This window comes from Legionella qingyii (genome assembly GCF_003184185.1).
In genome coordinates this window covers 15292-41529 of record NZ_QHJG01000022.1, presented here as the reverse complement: position 1 = coordinate 41529, position 26238 = coordinate 15292, and the positions used below count along the sequence as shown (strand labels likewise).

Below are 26238 nucleotides of genomic sequence, written 5' to 3'. Positions count from 1 at the left end.
CAGGTTAATGTGACATGAGCACCTCTGTTATCTTACATCCGGTTGCGCCATTTAAGTTGGATTATACTGTTTTTGCTTTGCGCAGGAGAAGTAAAAATAATGTTGATCTTTGGGATGGGCAACATTACACAAGACTATTGGTTATAGACAATGTGCCTGTCAAAGTGGTTCTTGAACAAAAAAAAGGAATTGATGAGCCCGAACTTTTGCTCTCTATAGAAAGCGAGCCTCATGAGTTATCTGCAACCCGAATCATTGATGAACTGGAGATGCTCCTGGGATTAAAGCGCAATCTGCATGATTTTTATCAAATCACACAACAAGACCCTCAACTAAATCCCCTTGTTTGCCAATTTATGGGCCTTAAACCACCACGATTTCCCTCTATTTTTGAAGCACTGGTTAATGCGATTTCCTGTCAGCAAATATCGCTGGATGCTGGATTGCAAATTCAAAATCGCTTGACTGAATTTCTAAGCATAAGACTAAAGGAAAAAGAGCAAGTGTTCTATGCATTTCCGCAAGCGGATGCAGTTGCCAATTGCACTGTTTCTGAATTGAAAAAAATAGGCTATAGCACCCATAAAAGTGAAACGCTGATCCGACTTGCGGCAGCGATCGTTGATGATAAATCAAGTTTTAGTTCTTTGGAAAATAAATCAAATGAGGAGGTAATTAGCTTTTTATGTCGCTTTAAAGGAATAGGGCGTTGGACTGCGGAGTATGTTTTATTACGCGGCTTGGGGCGAATCGATATTTTTCCAGGCGATGATATTGGCGCACAGAACAATTTACATCAATTACTCCATCTTGATAAGAAACCCGATTATAAAAAAATAGGGGAAATTACTGCAAAATGGCACCCCTATGCAGGACTAGTTTATTTCCATTTATTATTAAAAAAGTTACATGAAAAAAGAGCACTAAAATAATTGTTCAAGCTCAAAAATCAATTCGATAAAAGGCTTTGTTTTGTGATAATTCTTGTATAAAATTATGAGCTTAGTTTGTGAAACCTTTCACATAAGGAATGTGTCGAATGGATCATCTATCCTCAAATTCAAGTGCTGAACCTATAGCCTCGGATAAAGTCTCTAATGTATTAAAATGGATTCTGTTAATTACTGCAATCATCTGTTTTATGATCTTAATTTGGGGGACCTATAAAACCTATCAGCTTGTTCCTCCTTTACCGCAGCAATTTCAATCTGCTTCGGGACAGATCGTGATGACCGCCGATGATATAGTCGCAGGCAAAGCAGGGTTTCAACGTGCAGACCTCATGGATTATGGAAGTCTTTATGGTATGGGTTCTTATTTTGGAGAGGATTATACGGCAAAATATTTAGTAAGCCTTGGTCGAATTATAGAGGATAAAATAGCACAACAACGTTTCGGCAAAACTTTCCTGAATCTGGCAGAAGGAGAGCAATACGTTGTGCGCCAGGCAATGCAGCGAGATCTACAACAAACGGATCTGAGTCAACAAACCAGTATGTTGTCGCAACCAGTTGCTGATGCAATATTGCAACTGCGGAATCAAATTTCACAAACCCTGCTTAATCATGATGCCGAAGCAGGTTGGACCAAAGCGTACAGTTTGAATGAGCAAACTGCCTTACAAACCGCTGACTTTCTTATTTATTCTTCGCTCACTACGATTGCTCATAGACCAGGACAAAATAGTTCATATACCAATAATTGGCCCTATGAACCTACTATGGGTAATACGCCTACAGCGCATACTTTTTATTGGACTTGGGTATCGTTTTGTTTTGTATTTTTGGGTTTTGGCGCGGTACTTTATATTTATCATCGATATTTGAGTACTCCTGATGATTCATTTAAAACACCAGTGTTTTTGGGGTTTGAGCCACTGACACCAAGTCAGCGCAAGGTAGGGCAATATTTTGTTGTCGTTGCACTGGTTTTGCTAATTCAAATCGCTGTAGGTGCCATTATGGCGCATTATTACACAGAGCGTACTGGTTTTTATGGAATAAATATTAATGATTATTTACCCTTTAATTTCTTACGTGATGTACACATCCAAACACCTATAGTCTGGATCGCTCTTTCATGGGTGAGTGCTGCTGTTTTTATGGCACCGCTTATTAGTAAAAAAGAAGCGAAACGACAAGGTTTTTTTGTCGATCTGCTGTTTTGGGTCACTTTATTTATTGTTGGTGGAGCCATTGTCGGTAATTATTTGGGGATTATGGGGTATGTGAATGAATCCTGGTTTTGGATTGGCAATCAAGGTTTGTCTTACCTACAGCTTGGCCGATTATGGCAAATTGGATTTTGTGTAGGCCTTTTCCTTTGGAGCTTTATTGTTTTTCGTGGTATGTGGCCTACCTGGAGTGGCTTAAAAACGGCAACCATTGAGTTTTGGACTGGACGTATTCGTTTAGAGCATCTTTTTTGGGCAAGTACAATAAACGTTGCTGTACTGTATTGCTTTGGAATGATCCCATTAACCGGGATTGAAAAATCGTTCACAATCACAGATTTTTGGCGGTGGTGGGTAGTTCATCTTTGGGTAGAGCAGTCATTTGAGTTTTTTGCTGCATGCGCCACTGCTTATCTCTTAATGGGAACAGGATTAATTTCGCGTTCTTTGGCAGAACGAACCATGTATTTTGAAACAATTCTGGTATTTTTGGGAGGTATCATCGGTACAGGTCATCACTGGTATTGGACAGGCACTCCGGATTTATGGGTGCCCTTAGGATCTATGTTTTCATTTATTGAAGTATTGCCTTTAGTGCTCCTCATTATTGATGCTATTGAACATCATCAATTGATTAAGCGACAACGGGCGTTTACTTATAATCTGGCTTATCTCTATATCTTGGGCGCCTCCTTTTGGAATTTTGTTGGTGCAGGAGTTTTCGGTGGAGGCACACTCAATGCGCCACTTGTAAATTATTATGAGCATGGGACATTTCTTACTTTAAACCATGCACATACGGCATTATTTGGTGCATTTGGTTTGCTTGGCCTTGGTTTGATTTATTTTTGCCTACGCTATGCCGCCGGAGATCGTCACCCATGGAGTGATCGTTTAGGAATTTGGGCCTTTTGGTTATATAACCTGGGGCTTGTCTTATGGATCGTGTTGAATTTCTTTCCTGTTGGTTGGGCGCAGTTGATGGATGTGTATGAGCATGGTTTTGCTCATTCAAGAAGCCTTGAATTTTATAATACAACAGTACTCTGGCAATGGTTACGATTACCTGGAGATGTAATATTTGCTCTAGGTGCATTATTTATGGCCTATGATTTTATTAAAAAACTAGGTCCTTTTTTTCCACGTTGGGCTGGCGCGAAGAATTTAGAACAACAGCCTGTTCGTGATATTTAAGGAGTAATTTAATTTAGGGGGATGCCTGAGTTTTTACAATTGGTCATTCAACTTATCCTTTGCACGAGTTTCTTGAAATAGTTCAGGCACATCAAATGACTCATGATTTTGATGTGCGAACAATATCCTTTTGTGATGCGTCTTGATATCAAGTATTAAATGAGCTGGTAATACACTCCTTGCTCAAGTGACTCTCTAAGTCCAGCAAGGGCATTTGTTTTTTCTCCACATAATTTTTCAAGACGGTCCGGCAAGCAGCCCACCACCGGGTACCCCCGCGCGATCGCCCTCGCTGGGCGCGCTTCCCCGCCCACGCCATAATAACTATAACAAGCAAAATCGAAACCAAGACCAGAATCAATTTGTAAGGGGAACAATTTCTTTTCATTTAACAACTCAAACGTCCTGCTGAATGAACTCTCGTTATCTAATACGCTCTCTACACCCGAACAATGAATTTGGGCGTCATAACCGGTCATCTGCCGCTGCACATAACCAATCACTTTTTGCCAAAATAAGTCACGGTTGTCCCAATTATCCAAAGTATCAAAGTTATCGATGTAGGCCTGATACGCTGCGATTAAGTGCTGCAGATTAAAATGCTTGCCTTGCGTAATTTCCTTTTGGCAGGTTATTTCTTTTCTAAATCCTTCAATCACGGAGACACCATGGTCTTCATCATTGATAATGGCTAATGCAATGGCATTGTAATAGGCTTGTAGCTCTTCTGCAGAAACTTCATCCTCAATTCCCTTGGGAAACTGCTCATTAAACTGTCTTAAGGCTTCTCCTTGTTTTAAGTTCTCACAATAAGGAAGTATCATCTCCCACATGGGTTTGTCTCCGGCACCAAGTGCCGCTCGAAATGCTGTTCCTATAATGGTTCTTCCGGAGTAATCTACGGCTTTTGATTGAATCAAGAGCAATGATGGATTCGCTTTTATCATGACTTCTGCTTTATTTTGCTCACCCATAAGCACATAAGTTAAGAGTTGTTTTGCTGCTCGCTGAGTCAGCTCAGCTGATGCTACTTCGTTGAGTGTTTTTGAAGTTAATGAAAGAGTTGATAAATCTTTTTCCGTAAAAAAGGCGGGTTTAAATCCTTCTGAATAGATTTGCAAGCGAGCAAATACTTGTTCTGCTACAGAAAGCTCATTAATGCTTTCAATATCATCGACATAATCCTTGTTCGAATCGTTTTTTACTATTTGCTCTTCTTTTGAATGCATCATTTCACCTTGCGTGACTATTAAAGGTGGCATAGCATATCACAAAAGAATCGAAGTGGGCATTAATTGTACTTGGAAATGGCTATTTCGCGCCAGCGACTAAATAAAGGAATTGCAATTCCTTCATAACAAATAGACAACATAAACACGTTGATCTTAGCTATATCATATAGGCTCCTTTTTAGTCGAAGCAGATCATATAAAATATATTGTAAATCAGTGAGTTATCTCTAATTATTCTTGTTTGCATTCGTTTTTTGTCCGGCACAAAGTAATGAAAATTACAAAATCACTTATTTAATAAAATATTAAGGTTGATTATTTATAATTGATTTCAATTTTATTAAGCGGTTGTTAAAATGAACATTGCAAAAATATTTCAGTATATAAAGAATAATCTCGATAATCGTTTAAAAATTCCATATGTCTCACAAAGTTACACTGATGCTGCGAAAGAAGAGCTCTTTGCTGGAATCCTAATTGCTTTGCAAAATGCTGAAAAGGTACTAACAACAGCCCAAATTATTGATGTTTTCAATGCGATGAATCCAGCAAAACGCGCCAATATGAAATTCCCTACTCGAAAAGGTTCAGTCGCATTTCTTACAGATGATAGTAATATTAGTGAGCAGGGAATACTTGAGCTGCTTGAATGGGCTGAAAAAAACCATTCGGGTTATGGACCTCGATTTGAATTGGTTGATGTTAATACCCCTCCTAGACATTTCAAAACAGTTCAGGAAATGAGAGATAGTTTTAAATGTCAATCAAATAGTGATATGGCCAGGAGACTGTTTAATGAATTAAAAAATGCAAGATATAGACTTAGATATATTCCACCTTTTGATAGTATTAATCCATTTATTGATGCAGTAAAGCTTACTGAAAATGAACTTTCGGAACTTATTAGAATACAATACATCCTTGCTAGATATGAAGATTTTGATGCTATTCAGCCAAAATTCGAACACTTGGTGGCTGAATTTAATCAAATAAAGTCCCCCTCATTAGTCGATATTGCACGTTTTATCAAGTCAATGATTTTATTACATCCCTTTCCCGATGGTAATGGGAGAACCTTTACTTTAGGTATTCTTAATCAGCTGCTCTTGAAGAATAAATTGGGCATTTGTTTGGATTTAGATCCGCGGATTACTCTGTTGTCCTGTGAAGAGATCGCCAAAAAGATAAAAACGAATTTAATCAAGCTGAAACAATTTGAGCTGGAAGAATCATTAGACCCTAACAATGCAGAACTGAAGTCAGACATAGTAATAGATAACTTTAATCCACAGGAATTTGAAGATAAATTACTCAAGGAACGAGGTAGCAACAATCAAAAAGAGTGGCAAGCACTTCAAAAGTCCCTGGTGAACTATGTCAAAGAAAGTGAATCATTGTCAGACTTTCTAGCACGAGTAAAGCAATTAAAAAAAACGTTACAACTTCATTTTTATGTAACAACCAACTCCATAGGAGAAGAGATTTATGGCTCAGAAATGTATCGCTTCTTCCACTATTTTGATTCTTATAAATTTCCAAATTCCTGGGAAACACTCAGAAAATTTGGGCAAGATACTTATGGCATAGACATTAATACACAAGACGAGCAAAACGATGCGCTTCAACTTGTATAGGTAATAGGCTTTGTTGATTCAATATTAAGGATGTTGGGAGCCCTGAGTTCAATACTTTAAGCAAACTACTTAGTGACTTAAATATCAAGACTCCCCGGTACAAAAAGACAGGAAAAACCTTTAGTGGGTGTGCATGTACTAACCATGGATTTTACTGGAATCAATTTATTAAGACTAGGCTATACAGTGGATTCGTGAGTTATAAGCCAATATCACAATTCTAGCTTCCGCTGCGCTGCATCCTAAAGCTAAAATCTTATAATATTTGCGGACTCAATCATGTTATTATTGATTATATTATTAACTGAATCACGAACCAGCTTAGGAACATTGTCACTATAGACCGGATGTATGTCCTCTTTATTTTCTCCTGATACAGCTAATTGAATCATTTGTGGGGTACTGCCTAAAATATTTTTTTGATAGAGATATGAAGGACACCCTTCCACTTCTCCAAATCCTACTCCTTCATGAGTAAGCTGAAACCCTGCTTTTTTAAGAAAATATTCAATTTTTTCAAATTTCATTATTGGTACTCTTGTTAAAGTAAAGAGCAACATTATGGGTAATAACTATAAAAATTTCAATTTAATCATATTATTAGCATCATAATTTAAAGCTATAGCATAGCCCATTATGTTTTAGACAAAGCGCAAGCGAATGAGGCGAAGGAGTGTACATAATAGTACATACCAAACTATAAAAGGAGATTACCATCCACCTTGATAAGGTCTATGTTTCTTCATTTGGCTTTCATTTTCACCACGATGATAATGCAATTTCCAAACAGATTGATTGGTTTTTTTATCCCAAAAAGGATGATAGTCAATGGCAAAACAGCGTTTTAATTTGCCATTTTCCTGTTCCTTATAAATATTGAAACCAACGCCACCGCTTTTCTGATACAAAAGAAAAGCAGCTCTGTAATTGCCTTTGCGAAGCAAAGCATAAAGTGCTAAAGAACTGGTTACAAATCCCACCGTTTTATTTATTGTCTTTTGATTTTCCGGGGGTATTTTTTCATTTTTATTCATCATTTCGTATATTGTGCTCCAGTTGCAGAGACATTATTGGCTTGATTTTATACTATTTTCGACGCCCTTGCTCAAAATTTTAAAAAAACAAAAAAAATCAATAGGTTAGTTTAAATATTTCACAGGTCTAATGTTTTGGTATACTTTTTAATTAACCCCATATTAAATTGTTTCAAAATGTACATTAAATCCAGTCAATTAGTTTTTTCGCCATCGGATCTCACTCAGTTTATGGAAAGTCCTTTTGTATCCTGGATAGAACATCTTGCAGTGGTTCGCCCTGATTTATTACCCCCATCTGATAAAAAAGATGAATTAAATGATGTATTGCAGCATTTGGGCCATCAACATGAATTAGAACTTTTAGAATTTTTTGAAAAACAAGGATTATCCGTTGCAAATTTGCATCAACAAGCCAATTCATACGAGGCAACGTTAACGGCTATGAATAATGGCGTCGATGTGATTTATCAGGCTCATTTGCAATCGCCTCCATTTCAGGGGTATGCCGATTTTTTAATAAAAACAGCAGGCCAAAGTCGATTTGGTGAATACATTTATGAGGTTTGGGATACCAAACTTGCTCGTTCTGTGAAACCTGGTTTTCTGCTGCAATTATGTTGCTACGCGGAAATGCTCGAAGACATGCAGGGCTGTAGAACAGAATACATCACCGTCGTTTTAGGAAATAAGGAGCAAAGACGTTTTCGCACTGCAGATTATTTTTATTTTTATCAGAATTTGAAACAACAGTTTTTATTGGCGCAACAGAATTTTGATCCTGCTGCATGCCCTGATCCTGCGGCATCTAAAAGCTGGGGAAGATGGAGTACTTATGCTGAGGAGTTATTAGTCAATGCAGATCATTTGATTCAGGTTGCAACCATTACGACAGGACAAATCAAAAAGCTGTATCAGGCAGGTATTAAGACAATGACTGCATTAGCTCATGCAGATTGTTCCTGGGTCAAAGGAATTAAACCGGAGCGTTTTGCGCGTTTGCAAGCACAAGCTAAAATTCAAAAAAAAAGTAGCGGCAAGGATATTCCTTTATATCAAATGACAGCTCACGTCCCAGGACAAAAGCACGGTTTGGCGCTTTTACCTGCCGGATCATCACAGGATGTATTTTTTGATATTGAAGGTTTTCCCCTTGAAGAAGGGGGGTTGGAGTATCTTTGGGGGATTGCTTATTTTGATGAAAAAGGTCAACGCCAGTATAAAGATTTTTGGGCTCATAATTCGGCGCAAGAGAAAGAAAGTTTTCAAGCTTTTATAAAGTGGGTTTATCAGCGTTGGCAAGAAGATCCGAAAATGCATATTTATCATTATGCCAACTATGAAGTTTCTGCATGTCGACGACTCATGGGGCGATACGGCGTGTGCGAAGATGAGGTGGATCAGCTTTTACGTAATGAAGTATTTGTTGATTTATATAAAATCGTTAAAGCCTCTTTAATTATTGGCGAGCCGCGTTACTCCATTAAAAATATAGAGCATTTATATAGAGCTAAACGTGATACTGAAGTAGGATCTGGAGGTGATTCAGTCGTCGTTTACGAACATTGGCGAGAAAATCCAGACGGAGAAAATTGGCAAATGTCAAAAATATTAAATGATATTCGCGCTTATAATATTGATGATTGTAATTCCACTCAGGAACTGGTTGATTGGTTGAGAGTGCGGCAAAAAGAACAAGGTATTAGTTATTTAGGTAAAAAGGAACCTGTTGAACTTGAGGTAAAGGAAGAATTAAGTGAGCGTATTCAATTACGAGATCGATTACTGGCAAACGCCGAATGTTTAAAAGCAGAAGGTAACTTACAATTAGCCAAAATAAATTTGATTTTGGCATGGTCAATTGAGTTCCATAGACGTGAAGCCAAACCGGTGTTTTGGCGTATGTTTGAACGTCTGGGTTTAACTGGAGAAGAACTACTTGATGATATTGATTGTTTGGCCTATTGCCGACGAACCCCTAAGCCACCATATAAGCTTTCACCCAAGTCACGTAATATGGCTTATGAGTATTTTTTTGATCCGGAGCAGGAATTTAAAGGAGGAGCCAAGCAATATTTCATTTTAGGTCAGGAAACAGAAGAGGGTAAGACGCTCACCGCCAATTATTATGAAAAAGACAGTAATCTGGAACATGGGATTATTGTCTTGCAAATGAAAAATGAACCCGATGAGCCTATTACTTTGATTCCTAATGAATATGTCGATCCTCATTCGATTCCTGATGCAATTGCCAAGCAAGCTGCTTTATTTGAGCAAGGCTTACTAGAACATACTGCGATATTGGATTTTCTAAACAAGTCTTATCCGCGAATTAAAGATCATCCTCAAGGATTAGCTATAGCACCAAGTCATAATCCCCAAGAGCGATTAACTGAAATTATTCGTGCTGTTATCAATTTAAATAATAGTTATCTAACACTTCAAGGTCCTCCTGGTGCTGGAAAAACCTACACTGGGAAACATCTGATCGCCGAGCTCATTCAAAGAGGAAAAAAAATAGGCATCTCATCAAATAGTCATAAAGCAATCAATAACTTGTTATTGAGTACTGCGGATTACTGCCTTGAAAAAGGAATAAAAGGGCATTTTGCTTGCACACGTAATACAGATGAGGAAGTTGACACTTTAAATATTGCGGTTCTGGAGAATAAAGAAATTGTTGATTTTATTCAACCTGGGTGTGTTGTCGGTACTACGGCTTGGGGGTTTAGCAGAGAAGAATTAGCCGATGCTTTTGATTATCTTTTTATTGATGAGGCAGGACAGGTTAGTGTTGCAAATTTAATTGCCATGAGTCATGCAACTCACAATATTATATTAATGGGCGATCAAATGCAGTTGGGACAACCTTCCCAGGGAAGCCATCCTGAAGAAAGTGGTTTATCCATATTAGAGTACTTGTTACACACAACCCCAACAATTCCAGATTCTATGGGAGTTTTTCTGGGTACTACCTATAGAATGCATCCTGCGGTAAATCAATTTATCAGTGAAGCTATTTATGAGGGAAAATTGGAAACTGCCTCTGAAAATGAGCATCGATTAATAAGCATTCCCCAAGGATATCAGGGCGTGCTAAATAAGGAGGCGGGAATTATTCCTGTACCTGTCATTCATGAGGGAAATACCCAAGCCAGTGATGAGGAGGTCCAGCAGATTGTATTATTGACCAAGGAACTTTTGGGCAGAACATTTAAGGAAAAAAATGGTTCGCAAAAAGTAATCAGTTGGGAGGATATCCTGTTTGTTGCTCCATACAATCATCAGGTGAATAAATTGAAGATAGCACTCGGTGAACAGGCTAAAGTAGGAAGCGTTGATAAATTTCAAGGGCAGGAAGCACCAATTGTTTTTTTGAGCATGTGTGCGAGTAATGCGGATGAATCTCCTCGAGGACTTAATTTTCTTTTTGATAAAAACAGAATAAACGTTGCCATCTCGCGGGCTCAGTGTTTGGCAATTGTTGTCTATTCGCCTTTCTTGCTTGATGCGATTCCAACGAACATCGAGCAAATTGCGATGATGAATGTATTTTGTCAATTGGTAAGAAAATAGTAGGCGGTGGGAATGAATTGTAAACACGCCCTAATCAAATACAACTTCCGTCAATATTGCGACAAAGAAGTATACTTGTTCTGTTTTTTTGTTCTATTGAAACTTTTGTGCTATTAAATAAGTATGAATCAGGACTTCTAAATAACTTCAACTACCAAAAATCAATGGGTTAGGTTGAAGTTATTTAGAAGTCCTGTGAGCGTTATGATGCTCATTTTAAAGGCACTCTGTGAATAAATTTTTGAGCCAGGACGTTATTGTTTTCAGATGAAATAAAGATAGTGGGGATATGTTGAATCAGCATATAAAAGAAACTGATATTCATTAATAAACAAAATCAAAGTGTGTTTATCCTATCATGCAAAAATTCAGTGTCTTGTTATAAGTCCTTATTATTGCTATTTTTTATTTTTATTTTGTGTACTGCCCCTGGTGGTCATTGCCATTAAACTTAATGGTATTGTCTCTGGTGGTATGGGAGTATTTTAAAGTGGTGAAAAATAACCAGGAACATAATCTAATAGACATTCTTAATGAACCTCTTGCAATCATTGGAATGAATTGCCAATTTCCTGGTGTTGATTCGGATGTAGAAGATGTTGAGGCATTTTATGCGATGCTGCTCAAGGGGCTTTCGCCTATTAAAGAAATGCCAAGAGATCGTTGGGATGTTGATGAGTATTATGATCCTGATCGTGAGAAAGCCGATAAAATAATTGGTCGTAAAGGAGGTTTTCTTAATAATCCTCAGTTATTCGATGCATCTTTTTTTAAAATATCTGCAATCGAAGCCAAACAAATGGATCCCCAACATCGACTTTTTTTAGAAGTAGCGATTCGTGCTTTAAATCATGCCAACATTCCACTGGATTCATTAAATAATTCAAATGCAGCTGTATTCTGTGGTTGTTCAACTCAGGATTACAGCCAACTCAATTATAAAGACAATATTGAATTTAATGCGTATACCCAGATTGGTGCAGCCAGCAGTGCTGCAGCAGGAAGACTTTCGCACTTTCTCAATTTGAAAGGACCCAGCATCGCAGTGGATACAGCCTGTTCTTCTTCATTTTCTGCTCTTTACCTCGCGGCAAACTCATTGAGAATGAAGCAATGTTCTATAGCAATTGTCGGTGGAGTTCATCTTAATCTTTGCCCTGAAAATTTTATAGGTTTGACTAAAGCAAATATGTTATCTGCGCAGGATCAATGCCGCAGTTTTGATAAGAATGCGGATGGGTTTGTCCGAAGCGAAGGGTGTGGCGTTGTTATTGTAAAACGCTTAAGTGATGCGCGCAAAGATCAAGATACAATCCATGCGGTACTCAAAAGTATTGTCATGAATCAGGATGGTGATGATGGGACGATTCTGGTTGCTCCAAATATTAAGTCACAAATTGCCCTTCACCACGAAGTGATGGCACAAGCTCATTTAACTCCAAGTGATATTGATTATATTGAAGCGCATGGAACCGGTACAATCGTTGGTGATTCAGTTGAGTTTAATGCAATCCAACAGATCCATAAAGGGCATCATACTCAAGATAATCCTCTGATTGTTGGTGCAGTAAAAAGTAATATAGGTCACAGTATTGCATCATCAGGGGTTGCATCACTGATTAAGGCAATTGGCGCATTAAACCATGAAACAATTCCAGCCAATTTACATTACACGAAACCGAACAAAACCATAGATCCTGAGGGTATACCTGCACTTTTACCCGTAGAACCAATTGCTTTTAAGAAGCAAAAAAATAAAAAGAGGCATGTGCAGATCTCTAACTTCGGATTTAGTGGAACCAATGTCAGTGCCATCATTGAAGAAGCAACTCATGATTCCTTGCCATCCGCATCATTAGATGATGGGCAAGCAAAATGTTTTGTTGTGTCAGCAAAGAGTGAGTATTCATTAAGGCAAATGTTGGCACGTTATGCATTATATCTTCGAGAGACGCCGACGAGTTTGCACGATATTTGTTTTACACTCATCAACTGTCGCGATCATTTTAAATATCGTTGTGCCATTGTTACTCGAGATAAAGAAACCTTGATCCAAAAGATTGAGTCTGACAATTATGAATTACACAAGATCACTGTAAAAAAAGAGATACAAAAAATAGCTTCTGATGCATTTCAGATTCATGAGGCGTTTCTTGCAGGATTTAATATAAAAATCGATCCAGATAATGTTCCATTTAATAAAGCAGATTTACCGCTTTATTATTTTGATAGAAAGCCCTATTGGCATGAGCCCAGAAACAAGAATGGGTTAAATACTTTATGCCTGCAACCCAAAGAACTACAAATAGAAACGATTAAAGAGAAACTTGCCGCTCAAATACAATCTCTTTTAAAAAAAGAACACATTGAGGAACATCAGGATTTCGGCTTTTTAGGGTTCAACCAGGAGTCATTAACCGAACTCGAGCAGAGTGTTTATGAGCTTTTCTCCTATAAAATGTCAATTCCCGCTTTTCTAACTTTGGATAAGTTGGCCAGACACATACAACAAATCCGGATGCCAGAGCCAGTTTATCGACAACCCACTGTCAATGTACTCAGTAATGAACCTATTGCGATCATTGGAATGAGTTGCCGTTTTCCCAAAGCAGAAACTATCGATGCATTTTTAACCTTATTAGAGCGCGGCGAAAGTGGTATGGCTGATATTCCTTTAGAGCGATGGGATAATGAGAAATATTATGATCCGGATGTTAATGCTTTAGGTCGACTCTATATCAAACAACTGGGCTTAATTGAAAATATAAAAAATTTTGATGCGGATTTCTTTAATATCAGCCCACGTGAAGCCAAGCTCATGTCACCACAATTACGGGTGTTTCTGGAGACGAGCTATCATGCTTTGGAAGATGCAAACTTATCTCTAGCTGCGATTAAAGACAGTAAAACCGGAGTTTTTGTTGGTTGTGGTACGAATGAGTATCCACGATTATTAGCCGGTCTTGGTGTAGGTTTGGACGATCTAAACATTTATTTTGCAACTGGAAATGTTTTAAATGCGATACCTGGCCGGGTGGCTTATGCATTTGATTTCCATGGACCAATACAGGCAATTGATACCGCCTGTTCTTCATCGATGACCGCCATTCATGATGCATGTTTGAGTTTGCAAAATGGTGATTGTGATATGGCGCTTGCAGGTGGAGTGAATATCTTACTGGCTCCCGATTCCAATATTACCCTTTCAAAGGCCAGAATGTTATCCCCCGAAAGCCGCTGCAAGACATTCAGTGAGGATGCGGATGGTTATGCGCGTAGTGAGGGATGCGGTGTCATCGTTTTAAAACGGTTAAGCAACGCTCTTAAAGACAATGATAATATTCTTGCGGTAATCAAAGGAACTTCCATTAATAGTGATGGTAAGAGCGGGGGATTTACTGTTCCTAATGGTATTGCTCAAGAAGAGGTAATTCGCAGCGCCCTTGCGAAATCACAATTATCACCAAAAGATATTGATTACATTGAAGCACATGGTACGGGTACGCCATTGGCCGATCCAATCGAAGTGAATACCCTGACTAAAATTTTTAGTGAATTCCATAGCACAGAAAATCCCCTTTATATCAGCTCGGTAAAAACGAATATAGGCCATTCTGAAAGCGCTTCTGGAGTAGCTGGAGTGATTAAGGCTGTTTTAAGTCTACACGCTCATAAAATATTCAAACACCTCAACTTTAAAAAATTAAATCCTGAAATTGAGTTAAAAAATACTGTCATTCCATTGAATACAATGGATTGGGTTAAGGAAGATGGGTTGCGATGTGCCGGCGTGAGTTCATTTGGATTTAGCGGTGCGAACGCACATATCGTACTGCAAGAACCGCCTGTAAAAATAATAGAGGCACGTACACTGCCGCAAGAGTCCTTATTAGTGATTTCTGCTAAAAGTAAAACCGCGCTTGAATTACTTTTAGCAAGCTATCAAAAGTATTTGGCAAATACGCAAGAAGAGTTTGCGGATATATGCTTTACCGCAGCAATGTGTCGAAGTCATTTCTTATTTCGAGTCGCTATTAAAGCACGCACGGCGAAAGAAGCGGCTGCAATTATTGGAAAGAATGAATACACACTCTCTCAAATAAAAAAAGAAAAAAGCAATCCAGTATCCTTGCAACATCCAATCTCATTGGCGCAATTACAGGCTGCTTATCAAGCAGGTTATATTATTCATTGGGCCGATTTTTATCGGTCACTAAATATGCAGTTTATAAAAGTTAAACTCCCTTTATACGAATTTGCTCGAGAAGAACATTGGTTTGAAACAAAAGATAAACTAAAAGATACGCTTTTGCCTCAAGACTGGTGTTTTCAACTGCAATGGCAGCCTCAACCCTGTGCTCGGACTAATCGTAAAATGCAGGGGAATAATTGGCTTCTAATTGGCGCACAACAGCTGGCTCCACGTCTCATTGCTCAGGGTTTAGATATTCTGCTGGAGGAGGAGAATCCTCCATTGGAACAATTGGATGGGATTATTTTTGCCGTAGGTCTGGACGCTCCTTCAACAGCAGATATCGAGTCCAGTATCGATTTTCAAAAAAATACCATCAAAAAGCTCTTGGCGCTCGTTAAAGAGCTTGATAAAAAAGCCCTTAAATTGCAATTAATTGTGCTTACTACGAATGCAATTACCGAACTCGCAGCAGGCCCGCTGAATCTGGGGGATAGCCCACTGATTGGATTTTGCCGAACACTGGTGTTAGAGCTGCCACAATTAAATACTGTTTTGATTGATACGGAAAAAACAGAAGATGAAAATTACGCTGGGCAAATTGTAGATGAAATCAAGCATAATTTTGAAGAATGCTATGAACATATTGTCGCTTATCGCGAAGGGAAACGTTTTATAGCGCGATTGCAAAAAGCCAAATTGTTGGATAAGAAAAGATCGCTCTATGGAAAGGGGCGTTATCTAATTACCGGAGGTTGTGGCGGTTTAGGTCTGGTCACAGCGCAAGCTTTGCTTTCAGCAGGTGCAAGAGAGGTTATCCTTACTTCGCGAAATGTCGATAAACCTGCAGTAAAAGAAGCAATTAAAAAAATTCAATATAATTATACCAGTCGAATTATTCGTCCTGTAAGTTTGGATGTTAGTGACAAAGAACAAGTACGTCATTTACTTCTTGAGTTGAATGCAGATGGATTGTTAAAAGGTATTATTCATGCAGCAGGCGTAGCGGTTAAAGCTCCCTTATTGGAACATAATAGTGAGGATGTAGATTATTTATTTTCTGCCAAGGTGCAAGGCGGATGGTATTTGCATGAGTTAACTAAAAACTTCGATCTGGATTTCTTTGTTGTCTATTCTTCGATTTCCTCAGTATTTGGCAGCAATAAAGAGTCAGTTTACAGTGGTACTAATAGTTTCGTAGATGCTTTGATTGCAGAACGTCGGCGTTTGGGATTGGTAGGAACTGCAATTGATTGGGGGCCTTGGGGCGAGGTCGGTATGGCCCAAAAACGATCTCAAGACCAAGGGTTAAAACAGTCTTTGATAAGTAATGAGCAAGGACATACCTTTATTAAAACTTTGATTAATGATCAGTTAAGCCATGCAGTAATTATATCCCCTGATTATCTCAAATTTATGCTTGAGTTTGTTCCTAAGCCTGCGCCTGTTTTCCACAAACATTTAGCTGATACTCTGCATGCGGCAGAGCAATTTGCCAATAAGAATTTATCTTTATGGCTTAATGATTATTTGAAAATTAATGCAGAGAATCGATTCAAGACCTGTAAAGATTTGGTGTGTTCTATTTGTAAAGAAATCCTTGAGCTAACCGAAGTGGACGAGTTGGATGAAGATGAGGGATATTTTGAACTTGGTTTTGACTCATTGATGATTACTGAACTGGCAACCAAGCTTAAAGAAAAGCTAGCTCCTACCCTTAAAATAACTGCGACAATAGGTTTTGATTATCCATCAATTAATAAGCTGGCTCAGTTTATAGAGTCGGAATTGGGGAAACAATTAGTTATTAAACAAGCTCCCCAACCAGTGGTAGAAAAAACCGATGATGCAATTGCTATTATAGGCATGAGTTGTACCTTTCCTAGTGCTCCTGATCTTGATGCCTTTGAAACGTTACTTGAAGAAGGTAAAAGTGGGATAAATGATATACCCATGGAGCGTTGGGATAACCGAAAATATTATGATCCTGATATGGATGCACCAGGGAAATCTTATGTCAATAAACTAGGGTTAATTGAAAACATTAAATGTTTTGACGCAAATTTCTTTGGTATTAGTCCTCGTGAGGCAAAATTGATGGAGCCTCAACAACGAATCTTTTTAGAGTGCTCCTATAAGGCTATAGAAAATGCAAATTATTTGCCTGGGGCATTACGTGGCAGTTTAACGGGGGTTTTTGCAGGTGTCGGTCCAAATGAATACTATGCGCAACTGGAGAAGTCGGGTTTTTCTAACGAGGAACTTAGTGTTTATTCGATAACGGGCAATGTATCGAATCTGATTCCAGGACGCGTAGCATATACGTTTGATTTGAAAGGCCCATCAATCAGTGTGGATACGGCCTGTTCTTCATCATTAGTAGCGATTCATTATGCATGTCAAAGTTTAAAAAACAGGGAAATTGATTATGCGCTTGCTGGTGGTGTCAATGTGTTGCTATTGCCTGAAGCAAACATTACTTTATGCAAAGCCAAAGCTTTAGCTCCTGATGGTCAATGTAAAACTTTTGATGAACGTGCAGATGGATATGCAAGAGCAGAAGGCTGTGGCGTACTGTTATTGAAAAGGTTACCTGATGCGTTACGCGATAAAGATACCATTTTAGCGGTTATTAAAGCTTCAGCAGTAAATAGTGACGGACGCTCTGCCGGATTGACTGTTCCTAATGGCAAAAGCCAGGAAGAAGTCATGATAAAAGCTTTAAGTCAAACGGATTTATCCAGTGGTGACATCAGTTATATTGAAGCACATGGGACGGGCACCCCATTAGGAGATCCCATAGAAGTACATGCAATCAACCAGGTTTATGGAAAAGGACATACTCAGAATAATCCCTTATACCTTGGTGCAGTTAAAACGAATATTGGTCACCTTGAAAGTGCTGCTGGCGTGGCGAGTGTTATTAAAACAGTGATCAGTTTGCAAAAGAAGAAAATTTATAAGTTGCTTCATTTTAAAAAATTAAATCCACATATTCATCTTGGGGATATTCGTCTCCCTTTGCAACACATCGAATGGGAGGCGGACTCAAAGTTAAGAAGCGCAGGGGTCAGTGCATTTGGTTTTAGTGGAACTAATGCTCATCTTATTTTACAAGAGTTTCCTAAAACTGCAGAGCAGGGAGTACCTCAATCTGTTAAAACCGCTAAAGCCCAATTACTGGTCTTCTCGGCGAATTCGCAAACTGCTCTAAAGCATTTAGCCCGAAGTTATCAACGGTATTTAGCAAAAACATCAGATGATTTTAGCGATATTTGTTTTACAGCTGCGACCTGTCGTGAGCATTATACTTATCGATTGGCTTTAGTTGCTCATACAACTCAAGAGGCGAGCCAATTGTTGGAATTAGGTCAGTATGTTATGTCTCATGAAACAAGTAATGTTCTTGATGTGCAAAATGAGGCTGCACTCAATTCTGTTGTGACCAGTTACATGCAAGGGAAACAACTCGACTGGAATCTATACTATAAAAACAGTGGTCATGAGTTTAACAAAGTTAATTTACCTCATTATGTATTTGATGCGACTGAATTTTGGGTTGATAAAAAAATCTCGACTCAATCCCCCGCGGATGTTGTGCATCCTCTTTTAGGTCAAATGTTTTCGCTGCCTGGTAATGAGTTTTTATTTAGTAATAAGCTGGACTTAGAACATTTGACATACATCAATCAGAATTTTATTTTTGATAAAGTTGTTTTTCCCGCAACCGCTTTTATTGAGTCAGGTTTGGCAGCCGCCAAACTAGTATTGCAACGCAATGCTTTTTCTATTGAACAATTTCATATTGAACGTCCATTATACCCAAAGCAGGCTCAAGAGTTTCAGTTGCAAGTCAAGCCAAAAAGCGACGAACAATACAAAATCAATATTTTTGCGAAGCAAGATGATAATTGGCAACTGTTTTCTGAAATGGAAATCAATTCGCGAGCGCCGTCGCTTTCTGAATCGGTTGATATCAATGAGTTAAAATCATCTTTTGAGCGTCGCTTAGATTTATCGCAAATTTATGAGAATTTTAAAAAACATGCTTTGTCTTATCGAGATGAATTCCAGGTTCTGCACGAGAGTTACCTGCATCATGACAGCATTTTTTCCAAAATACTCCTGACCAAAAGCAGCCAAGGCTTTAACTATTATTATCCACCTATTTTGCTTGATGGGGTGATGCAAAGTATTTTATTACTCAGAATGAATGAATTTGAGCATTCCACTTATGTGCCTTATACGTTTGCGCGAATGACTACAACTCAGGAAGTACCTCGAAGTGTGTGGACCCGATTAACGCAAAGAGCTGCTGAGCATGATAATGAGCTTTGTTTTGATGTCAAATTTTATGATAATTCAGGTTTTCTGATTGGTGAAATTGAGAAGTTTAAACTAAGAAGAGTGACGCAAAGTCATTTTATTCCTTATGATTCTTATCTTCAGAATCTGTATCAAACTCGATGGAGTCCCTTCAAGTTCAATTTGCCGACCCAAAAGCAGACTTCCAGGTTGTTTGTGATATCAAATGAGCCGGAGAAGGCAAAAAAGCTATTGGGTGATCTGGATTATCAATTAATACATGGTCTAAATGAATTGGGGCCTATTGAGAATAAAGATATAGTGTTCTTATATAATCAAAGCCAATTCAATGATCTATTTCATTGTTGTCAAAAAATGTTTAAGTTGCGGCCTCATCGCTTCATATTGGTCACAGAAAATGCATATGCGATTCATGATACAGATAAGGTAAATCCCTACCATACTATGGCATGTGCTTTTTGGAAAACCTTTAGTAACGAACTTGAGCTTGTTAAAAATTATTCAATCGACTTGGATACCAAGAGTACCTTGCCAGAGATATTAAAGTATCTATTAGCTACCAACAGCGTTGAAAATCAGTTTGCAATCCGAGATACATTTTATATTCCCAGATTAAAGAAAGCGCAGATCTCAGCAAATCTTGTCCAACAAGAGTTTAAAAGTGATGCAACCTATCTGATTACGGGTGGGACTGGAGGCTTGGCAAAAACATTAATTGAGTACCTTATTCGCAGAGGGGCGCATTATATTGTCATTACCAGTAGATCGGAGTGTTCTGAGGATACCAAAACGCTGATCGAGCGTGCGCGCAAAAAGCAAGTATTTATTAAGCATTATCAGGCAGATGCCAGTAATTATCAGCAAATGGAACAGATCATTACTGATATTGAACAAAGTTCCAAACCCCTGCAAGGCGTATTTCATCTCGCCGGCATTGTGCAAGATGGCTTATTGGTTAATTTAAGTGACGATGAGATGCAAAATGTATTAAGTGCGAAAATGGATAGTGCGTTGATATTGCATCAGTTAACCAAAGATATTCCATTGGATCTATTTGTTTTGTTTTCCTCCTTAGCCTCTGTATTAGGTGCCAGAGGACAAGCAAATTATGTAGCGGCTAATGGATTTCTCGATGGATTGGCTTATTTACGGCAACAACAAGGATTACCTGCACTCTCGATTAATTGGGGGCCTTTTCACGCAACCGGAATGACTGCAAACCTGAGCCAGGCTATCCAACAACGTGGCTTTACCCTTATGGATAAGGACAGTATCGATGTTCTTGATGTTTTATTAAGTGCTCAATTGGCGCAAATTGCTGTATGTCCTATCAACTGGGATATTTATTTTAAATATTCACCGAAACAAGCATGGTTGGCTGAGCTTATGAAACATACTCATCCAGCCGATCGAAATTTCTTAAATTCTCTTCGCCAACATACCAAGGAAGAGTCGATTGCCATACTGAGTCAAGTTTTGCGCGAAATTACGGTGGATGTGTTAGGGTTAGACAATATCGAACAAATTGAAGTAGATGATGGTTTGTTCTCATTAGGTTTAGACTCGCTAATGGCTATAGAAATTCGCAATCGTATTCATGACAAATTGCAAAGTCCAACCCTGAACTTATCTATTGAATACTTTATTAATGAGCCAAGTATTAGCAAGATTGCTAAAAATATTGCGAATGAATTACAAAGTTTATTTAACTTTGATAATAGAGCGGCAGACCATACCGCTATAAACATCATTGGCGAAGAAGTACCGTTATGTGATTTTCAATACGTTTTTTGGGTACTTAACAGGCAAGGCTATTCTTATAATGTTGGAACGCAATTACAGATTCAAGGCAGGCTGAATAAGGATTATGTCGCTCAAGCATTTGATGCTGTTGTGAAACAAAATAGTAGTTTTTGGCTGAATTTCAATACTGAAGTGCCAATCCAGGTGTTAAATAAGAAAGGACAATTTGAATTAATCTACAAAGACATCTCTCTAGACAATGAGGAGACGTTACTCGATCAAGAATTCCAAAATAATATGAGGAGTGATATTCCGCTAACCCATCAACCGCTGATTCGAGTATTTCTTTATAAGATAAATAGTGATCTGCATGAATTACACATGGTGATCCCTCATATCATCGTTGATGGTCCTTCATGTGATCTTGTATTGGGTCAATTTAAAAAATACTATGAAATGTTGGTACAAGGACAGACGTTGATTCTGGAACCAGAAAAGGAGTCGTTTCTTAATTTCGTCAAAAAAAATAATCATCTTTATGAGACGAATTTAAAACATAAAATTAATTTTTGGCAGAATTATAATAAAGGGTTCAAAATGCTGTATCTTGGACATAAATACTTTATGCCTATAAGCAGCCAGAAAAAGTATTTATTCCATTATCCTATTGATTCGCATCAGGCAGAACAATTTATAGAGTGGCACCGAACTAAAAATATGAATGTCAGCACGGGATTAATTGCTGCATGCCATCTTGTTTTTTACAAGTTAAGTCGGCAAAAGAAAATTCCATTTATCCAGATTCATAGCGGCAGGGAAGGCAGTCAATATAATTCTGTTGTCGGTTTGTTTTCAGAATATAAACGATTAAATATCGCGGTACACGATCAATATACGTTCATTGATTTTATTAAGTCGATTGAGGATCAACAATTAAAAACTGCTTCTTTTCAAAAATGCTCGCATGTGATTAAAAACAGTGAATTTAAAGATTCTGGGTTAACAATAAGCCATTATTTATTTTATAGATGGAACAAACTCTGGTTAACCAAGCAATTTAAGAACAGTAAACTTCATTCGATGATTGTTGATTTTTATCTTAAGTATTTAAGTTGGGCCGAAGTAATTGGTTTTAATGCATCACTTAAAAGAAAAGTTAATAAATTATTTAAATTAAATATAACCCTGCAAAAACCAGAGCGATTAAGGATCCTGGTGAATATTACTCCTTCGTTTTTTAGCAAAGCAGCTCCAGAATCGAGTCATACAATTCTTAAATATCAATATGCGAACCATTTTGGAAGTGAGGATCGCCCTGTAACTAATCGGTCTTTGTGGGTTTTATTCTCAAAAAATCAGGAAGGTGAGTACTTAATTTCACTTAATGGGCCCATAACTACTCAATGTAAAGAGTTAATTGCCCATGAATTTAATCAGGTGATTGCTAAGGTAGTAGAAAGTGATGGGTATACAGTTGACGATTTAATTCGATGATACAGTAGTTGAAACCAATGCAATCAATCTGTATAATAATTATACATAAGATCTTTGTTTGAGTTAATTATTATGCCTAATTTTCTTATCAAAACAGCCGATACTTTATTACTTGATGTTCCTCGAGGTAAACGTTATGTAGGTGAGCCTGATATACTTAGAGCTCAACCTGCTCAAAAAGGAGGTACTTGTGCGCTCTATGCACTAAATCCGTTGCGCTTTCGTTTTGGGAAAAATGATAGGGATCCAGAGCATGGAAAAGAACGATTTATTGAGTTAGTTTTCTCAGAATATCGTCGGGGATTAAATAAAATTGAATTCGATAAAAACACTGCCAAATTGTTATCAGAAGAATTTGATGACTTTATTGCAGAACAAAAAGATAAGAATATTACCCAAGAGGTGATAAAAAACTTCATTAAAAAGTTGGAAGCGGATATGGAGGACCTTAAGTTCCTATCTATGGATACTTCTAAAATAAAACAACAGATAGAAACCTATATTGAATTTTGTAATGATTATATCAAAAAGTATAATCAATATGATGATTTTGAAGAATACCTCAATAAACGGGAATACGTTGATTGTGTCGCATTAGCAGAAAAAACGCTTGACCGTTTAAAACATATAACGGGTTTTGATGCCGAAATTGCAATACAAAATCATTTAGAGTTATGTATTAAATCAGTGGTAAAATCTCATGAAAATTATTGTGATAATATACAATTAAATAAAGATAACCCTGAGCTCATGGCTCCTTTCTACCATCAGGCAGTGGTTCGTCTGGCTGCATCATGCTATCAATTAGAGGGTTCAGAGTGGGATCCTTCAAAACCGATTGATGGACTCATGGAGATACTTCAAGAGTACGGTCCTATGGTAATTTATACAGCCCCTAGTGTCGTATTTATTCCTGGAATATGTACCATTGAGAGCAGTACTGATAAATATCAAATTCATACTAAGAAACAAGGCCCTCAAAAAACAATTGAAGGCAGCCATTCGCTTTTAATTGTTGGGGCAGAGCGCGGAAAAGAAACGGATTATGTCTATTTGATGGACCCTAATGTTCCAGCTCCATTAACTGGCCCATGCCAATTCTATAAAATTACTTACAAGGAACTTTTAGATAATCTTGTTAATATTTATGGGGTATCTATCAAAGAAGATGCTGATAAAATTATAGGACCTTTCGCTTTTCAAGCGAAGAAAGGGAATTTTGATAGAATATTTCAGTTTGTCGAGGGTTCAGTAAAGTATGAAAAATTAGCCAACACCAAGAAAACCTCTATTGATCTTTTTTTAGAGGAGATTGTTCAGCAAACGGAAGAAAAATTGGCTAAAAAAACATGATTGATTGAAGTGATGTATTGAGTTTCACCTAACAAAAATAGGGATAAGTCAATGATGCAACATGGACATTGTGATCACACACATCATCAAAAAAAAACATCAGAACCAATGAATGCACATCAGGGCTGTCACCGACATCATCAGATGCAAAGACAGCCAGATTATCCGGATAGTTATCGGACTGTGACCGGAATTTACACTTGTCCTATGCATCCAGAAATTCGTCAATCCGCGCCCGGAAATTGTCCCATTTGTGGCATGGCCCTAGAACCGGAAAGCGTTTCCGCAGAACAAGAAAATCCAGAATACAAGAGCATGAAGCATCGGTTTTGGTTAGCACTTATTCTGAGTATACCTGTATTTGTATTAGAAATGGGTGGACATGTGTTTCATGATTTTATCTTGGCAAATAGTTCTGCCTGGATTCAATTTGTATTCGCAACCCCCGTAGTTTTATGGTGTGGTTTTCCTTTTATCCAACGCGCGTTCATTTCACTGAAAACACGTCAACTGAACATGTTCACCCTTATTGCTATGGGGATAGGTGTTGCATGGGTTTACAGTACCATCGCCTTAGTATTACCCGGTTTATTTCCTGCTGCCTTACAGAATCAAGGTATGATCAACGTTTATTTTGAAGCAGCTGCAGTCATCACCACTTTGGTTCTGCTAGGTCAAGTGCTGGAATTAAAAGCACGAGAACAAACAGGAGGTGCTATTCGCGCTTTATTGAACCTGGTTCCTGAAAGTGCGCGTCGAATTGATCCAAAAGGTAATGAGGAGGAAGTAACCTTGGATCAAGTCCAGGTTGGGGATAAGCTCCGTGTTCGACCTGGAGAAAAAATACCCGTAGATGGTGAGGTGTTTGAAGGACGCAGCACTGTCGATGAGTCTATGGTTACTGGGGAATCGATGCCAATCAGTAAAAATGTGGGCTCAAAAGTGATTGGAGCCACAATAAACCAGAATGGCAGTTTTATAATGAAGGCAGAGCATGTTGGCAGCGATACCATGCTAGCACACATTGTACATATGGTCAGTGAAGCGCAACGCAGCCGAGCTCCTATTCAACGACTGGCCGATACAGTTTCTGGTTGGTTTGTGCCTGCGGTAATTTTGATTGCTGTAGTTGCTTTCATCGCTTGGTTCTTCCTGGGCCCGCAACCTGCGTTCAGCTATGGTTTACTTGCAGCGGTTTCAGTGCTGATTATTGCCTGTCCTTGTGCTCTAGGATTAGCCACCCCCATGTCCATTATGGTTGCTGTCGGCAAAGGTGCGCAGAATGGTGTATTAGTTAAAAATGCAGTGGCATTGGAACAAATGGAGCAAGTGAAAATTCTTGTTGTTGATAAAACGGGTACTCTGACCCTTGGTCACCCTAAATTAACCCAAATTATCACAGAAAAAGAGTTTGAAGCTGATGAAATACTCGCTCTAGCGGCTGCACTAGAACAGCAAAGTGAACATCCTCTTGCCAATGCAATTATGACTGCAGCAAAAGAGAAACAATTATCACTTGCAGCAGTATCAGATTTTGAAGCAGTTTCGGGAAAAGGAGTTATTGGCAAGATCGATGGTTTAAAAATTGCGCTTGGGAATCTGCAATTGATGCGAGAATATGGGACAAATAATCCCTCACTTATTGAGCGTGCAGATGAGTTACGTGCCGAAGGAGCAACCGTGATGTTTCTGGCTATCGCAGGTGAAACGGTGGCGCTTCTGTCAGTTGAGGATCCTATTAAATCGAGCACACCTGAAGCCATACTTGAGTTGCAAAAAAATGGGATTGAGGTCTATATGCTCACTGGAGACAGTCAAAAAACCGCAGAGTCAGTGGCGAGTCGGTTGGGTATCAATAATGTGATTGCTGAAATTATGCCCGAGGATAAGCGTCGCGTAGTTAGTGAGCTCAAAGAGAAAGGCTTTATTGTGGCAATGGCAGGGGATGGGGTGAATGATGCTCCAGCTTTGGCAATAGCGGATATTGGTATTGCAATGGGTACAGGTACTGATGTAGCAATTGAGAGTGCGGGTATTACTCTACTCCATGGTGATTTGAATGGAATCGTTAAAGCCTACCACCTGTCTCGGGCAACAATGAGTAACATACGCCAGAATTTATTCTTTGCCTTTATTTATAACGGATTAGGAGTTCCGCTGGCTGCAGGAGTATTGTATCCAGTAACCGGATTGCTGCTCAATCCTATTATCGCTGCAACTGCAATGGCATTAAGCTCTGTTTCGGTGATTATTAATGCCCTCAGATTACGAAGAGCCATGCTTTAAA

At 38.4% G+C, this 26238-nt stretch carries 10 protein-coding genes; 7 read left to right on the top strand and 3 right to left on the bottom strand.

Annotated features, from left to right (window positions below):
- Positions 1-14: 14 nt before the first annotated feature.
- Together DGG96_RS13970 and DGG96_RS13965 are read left to right on the top strand one after the other, a co-directional pair.
- Positions 15-932: a DNA-3-methyladenine glycosylase family protein gene (locus DGG96_RS13970; protein WP_110143265.1), complete on the top strand. Its 918-nt coding sequence runs from the start codon at positions 15-17 to the stop codon at positions 930-932.
- A gap of 107 nt (positions 933-1039) precedes the next feature.
- Positions 1040-3367, top strand: a complete 2328-nt coding sequence (locus DGG96_RS13965) for a nitric-oxide reductase large subunit (RefSeq protein WP_110143264.1) — start codon at positions 1040-1042, stop codon at positions 3365-3367.
- A gap of 155 nt (positions 3368-3522) precedes the next feature.
- Here the strand turns inward: DGG96_RS13965 and DGG96_RS13960 are convergent, their stop codons facing one another.
- A complete protein-coding gene (locus DGG96_RS13960; protein WP_233590450.1) occupies positions 3523-4599 on the bottom strand; it encodes a hypothetical protein in 1077 nt (358 codons plus the stop codon).
- Positions 4600-4955: 356 nt separating this feature from the next.
- Here DGG96_RS13960 and DGG96_RS13955 point away from each other — a divergent pair, with 356 nt between their 5' ends.
- Positions 4956-6233: a Fic family protein gene (locus DGG96_RS13955; protein ID WP_110143263.1), complete on the top strand. Its 1278-nt coding sequence runs from the start codon at positions 4956-4958 to the stop codon at positions 6231-6233.
- Between the two features lie 248 nt (positions 6234-6481).
- Here the strand turns inward: DGG96_RS13955 and DGG96_RS13950 are convergent, their stop codons facing one another.
- Complete coding sequence (locus tag DGG96_RS13950; protein ID WP_110143262.1) at positions 6482-6760, bottom strand: hypothetical protein; 279 nt, start codon at positions 6758-6760, stop codon at positions 6482-6484.
- Between the two features lie 183 nt (positions 6761-6943).
- Entirely contained in the window at positions 6944-7270 is a 327-nt protein-coding gene (locus DGG96_RS13945) for a hypothetical protein (RefSeq protein WP_126955401.1), read from the bottom strand.
- Positions 7271-7444: 174 nt separating this feature from the next.
- Here DGG96_RS13945 and DGG96_RS13940 point away from each other — a divergent pair, with 174 nt between their 5' ends.
- The 4 genes from DGG96_RS13940 to DGG96_RS13925 all read left to right on the top strand — a co-directional run bounded on the left by DGG96_RS13940 (position 7445) and on the right by DGG96_RS13925 (position 26237).
- Positions 7445-10843 carry a TM0106 family RecB-like putative nuclease gene (locus DGG96_RS13940; protein WP_110143260.1) on the top strand — a complete coding sequence of 1133 codons (3399 nt, stop codon included), beginning with the start codon at positions 7445-7447 and terminating at the stop codon, positions 10841-10843.
- A 454-nt stretch (positions 10844-11297) separates the two neighbouring features.
- The gene (locus DGG96_RS13935) at positions 11298-22598 is read left to right on the top strand and encodes an SDR family NAD(P)-dependent oxidoreductase (protein WP_110143259.1); all 11301 of its coding nucleotides are present in this window, start codon (positions 11298-11300) and stop codon (positions 22596-22598) included.
- A 72-nt stretch (positions 22599-22670) separates the two neighbouring features.
- Positions 22671-23951 (top strand): hypothetical protein, encoded by a 1281-nt coding sequence (locus DGG96_RS13930; protein ID WP_110143258.1) that lies wholly within the window; start codon positions 22671-22673, stop codon positions 23949-23951.
- A gap of 54 nt (positions 23952-24005) precedes the next feature.
- Positions 24006-26237, top strand: coding sequence for a copper-transporting P-type ATPase (locus DGG96_RS13925; RefSeq protein ID WP_110143301.1), 2232 nt, complete (start codon positions 24006-24008; stop codon positions 26235-26237).
- Position 26238: the final 1 nt, after the last annotated feature.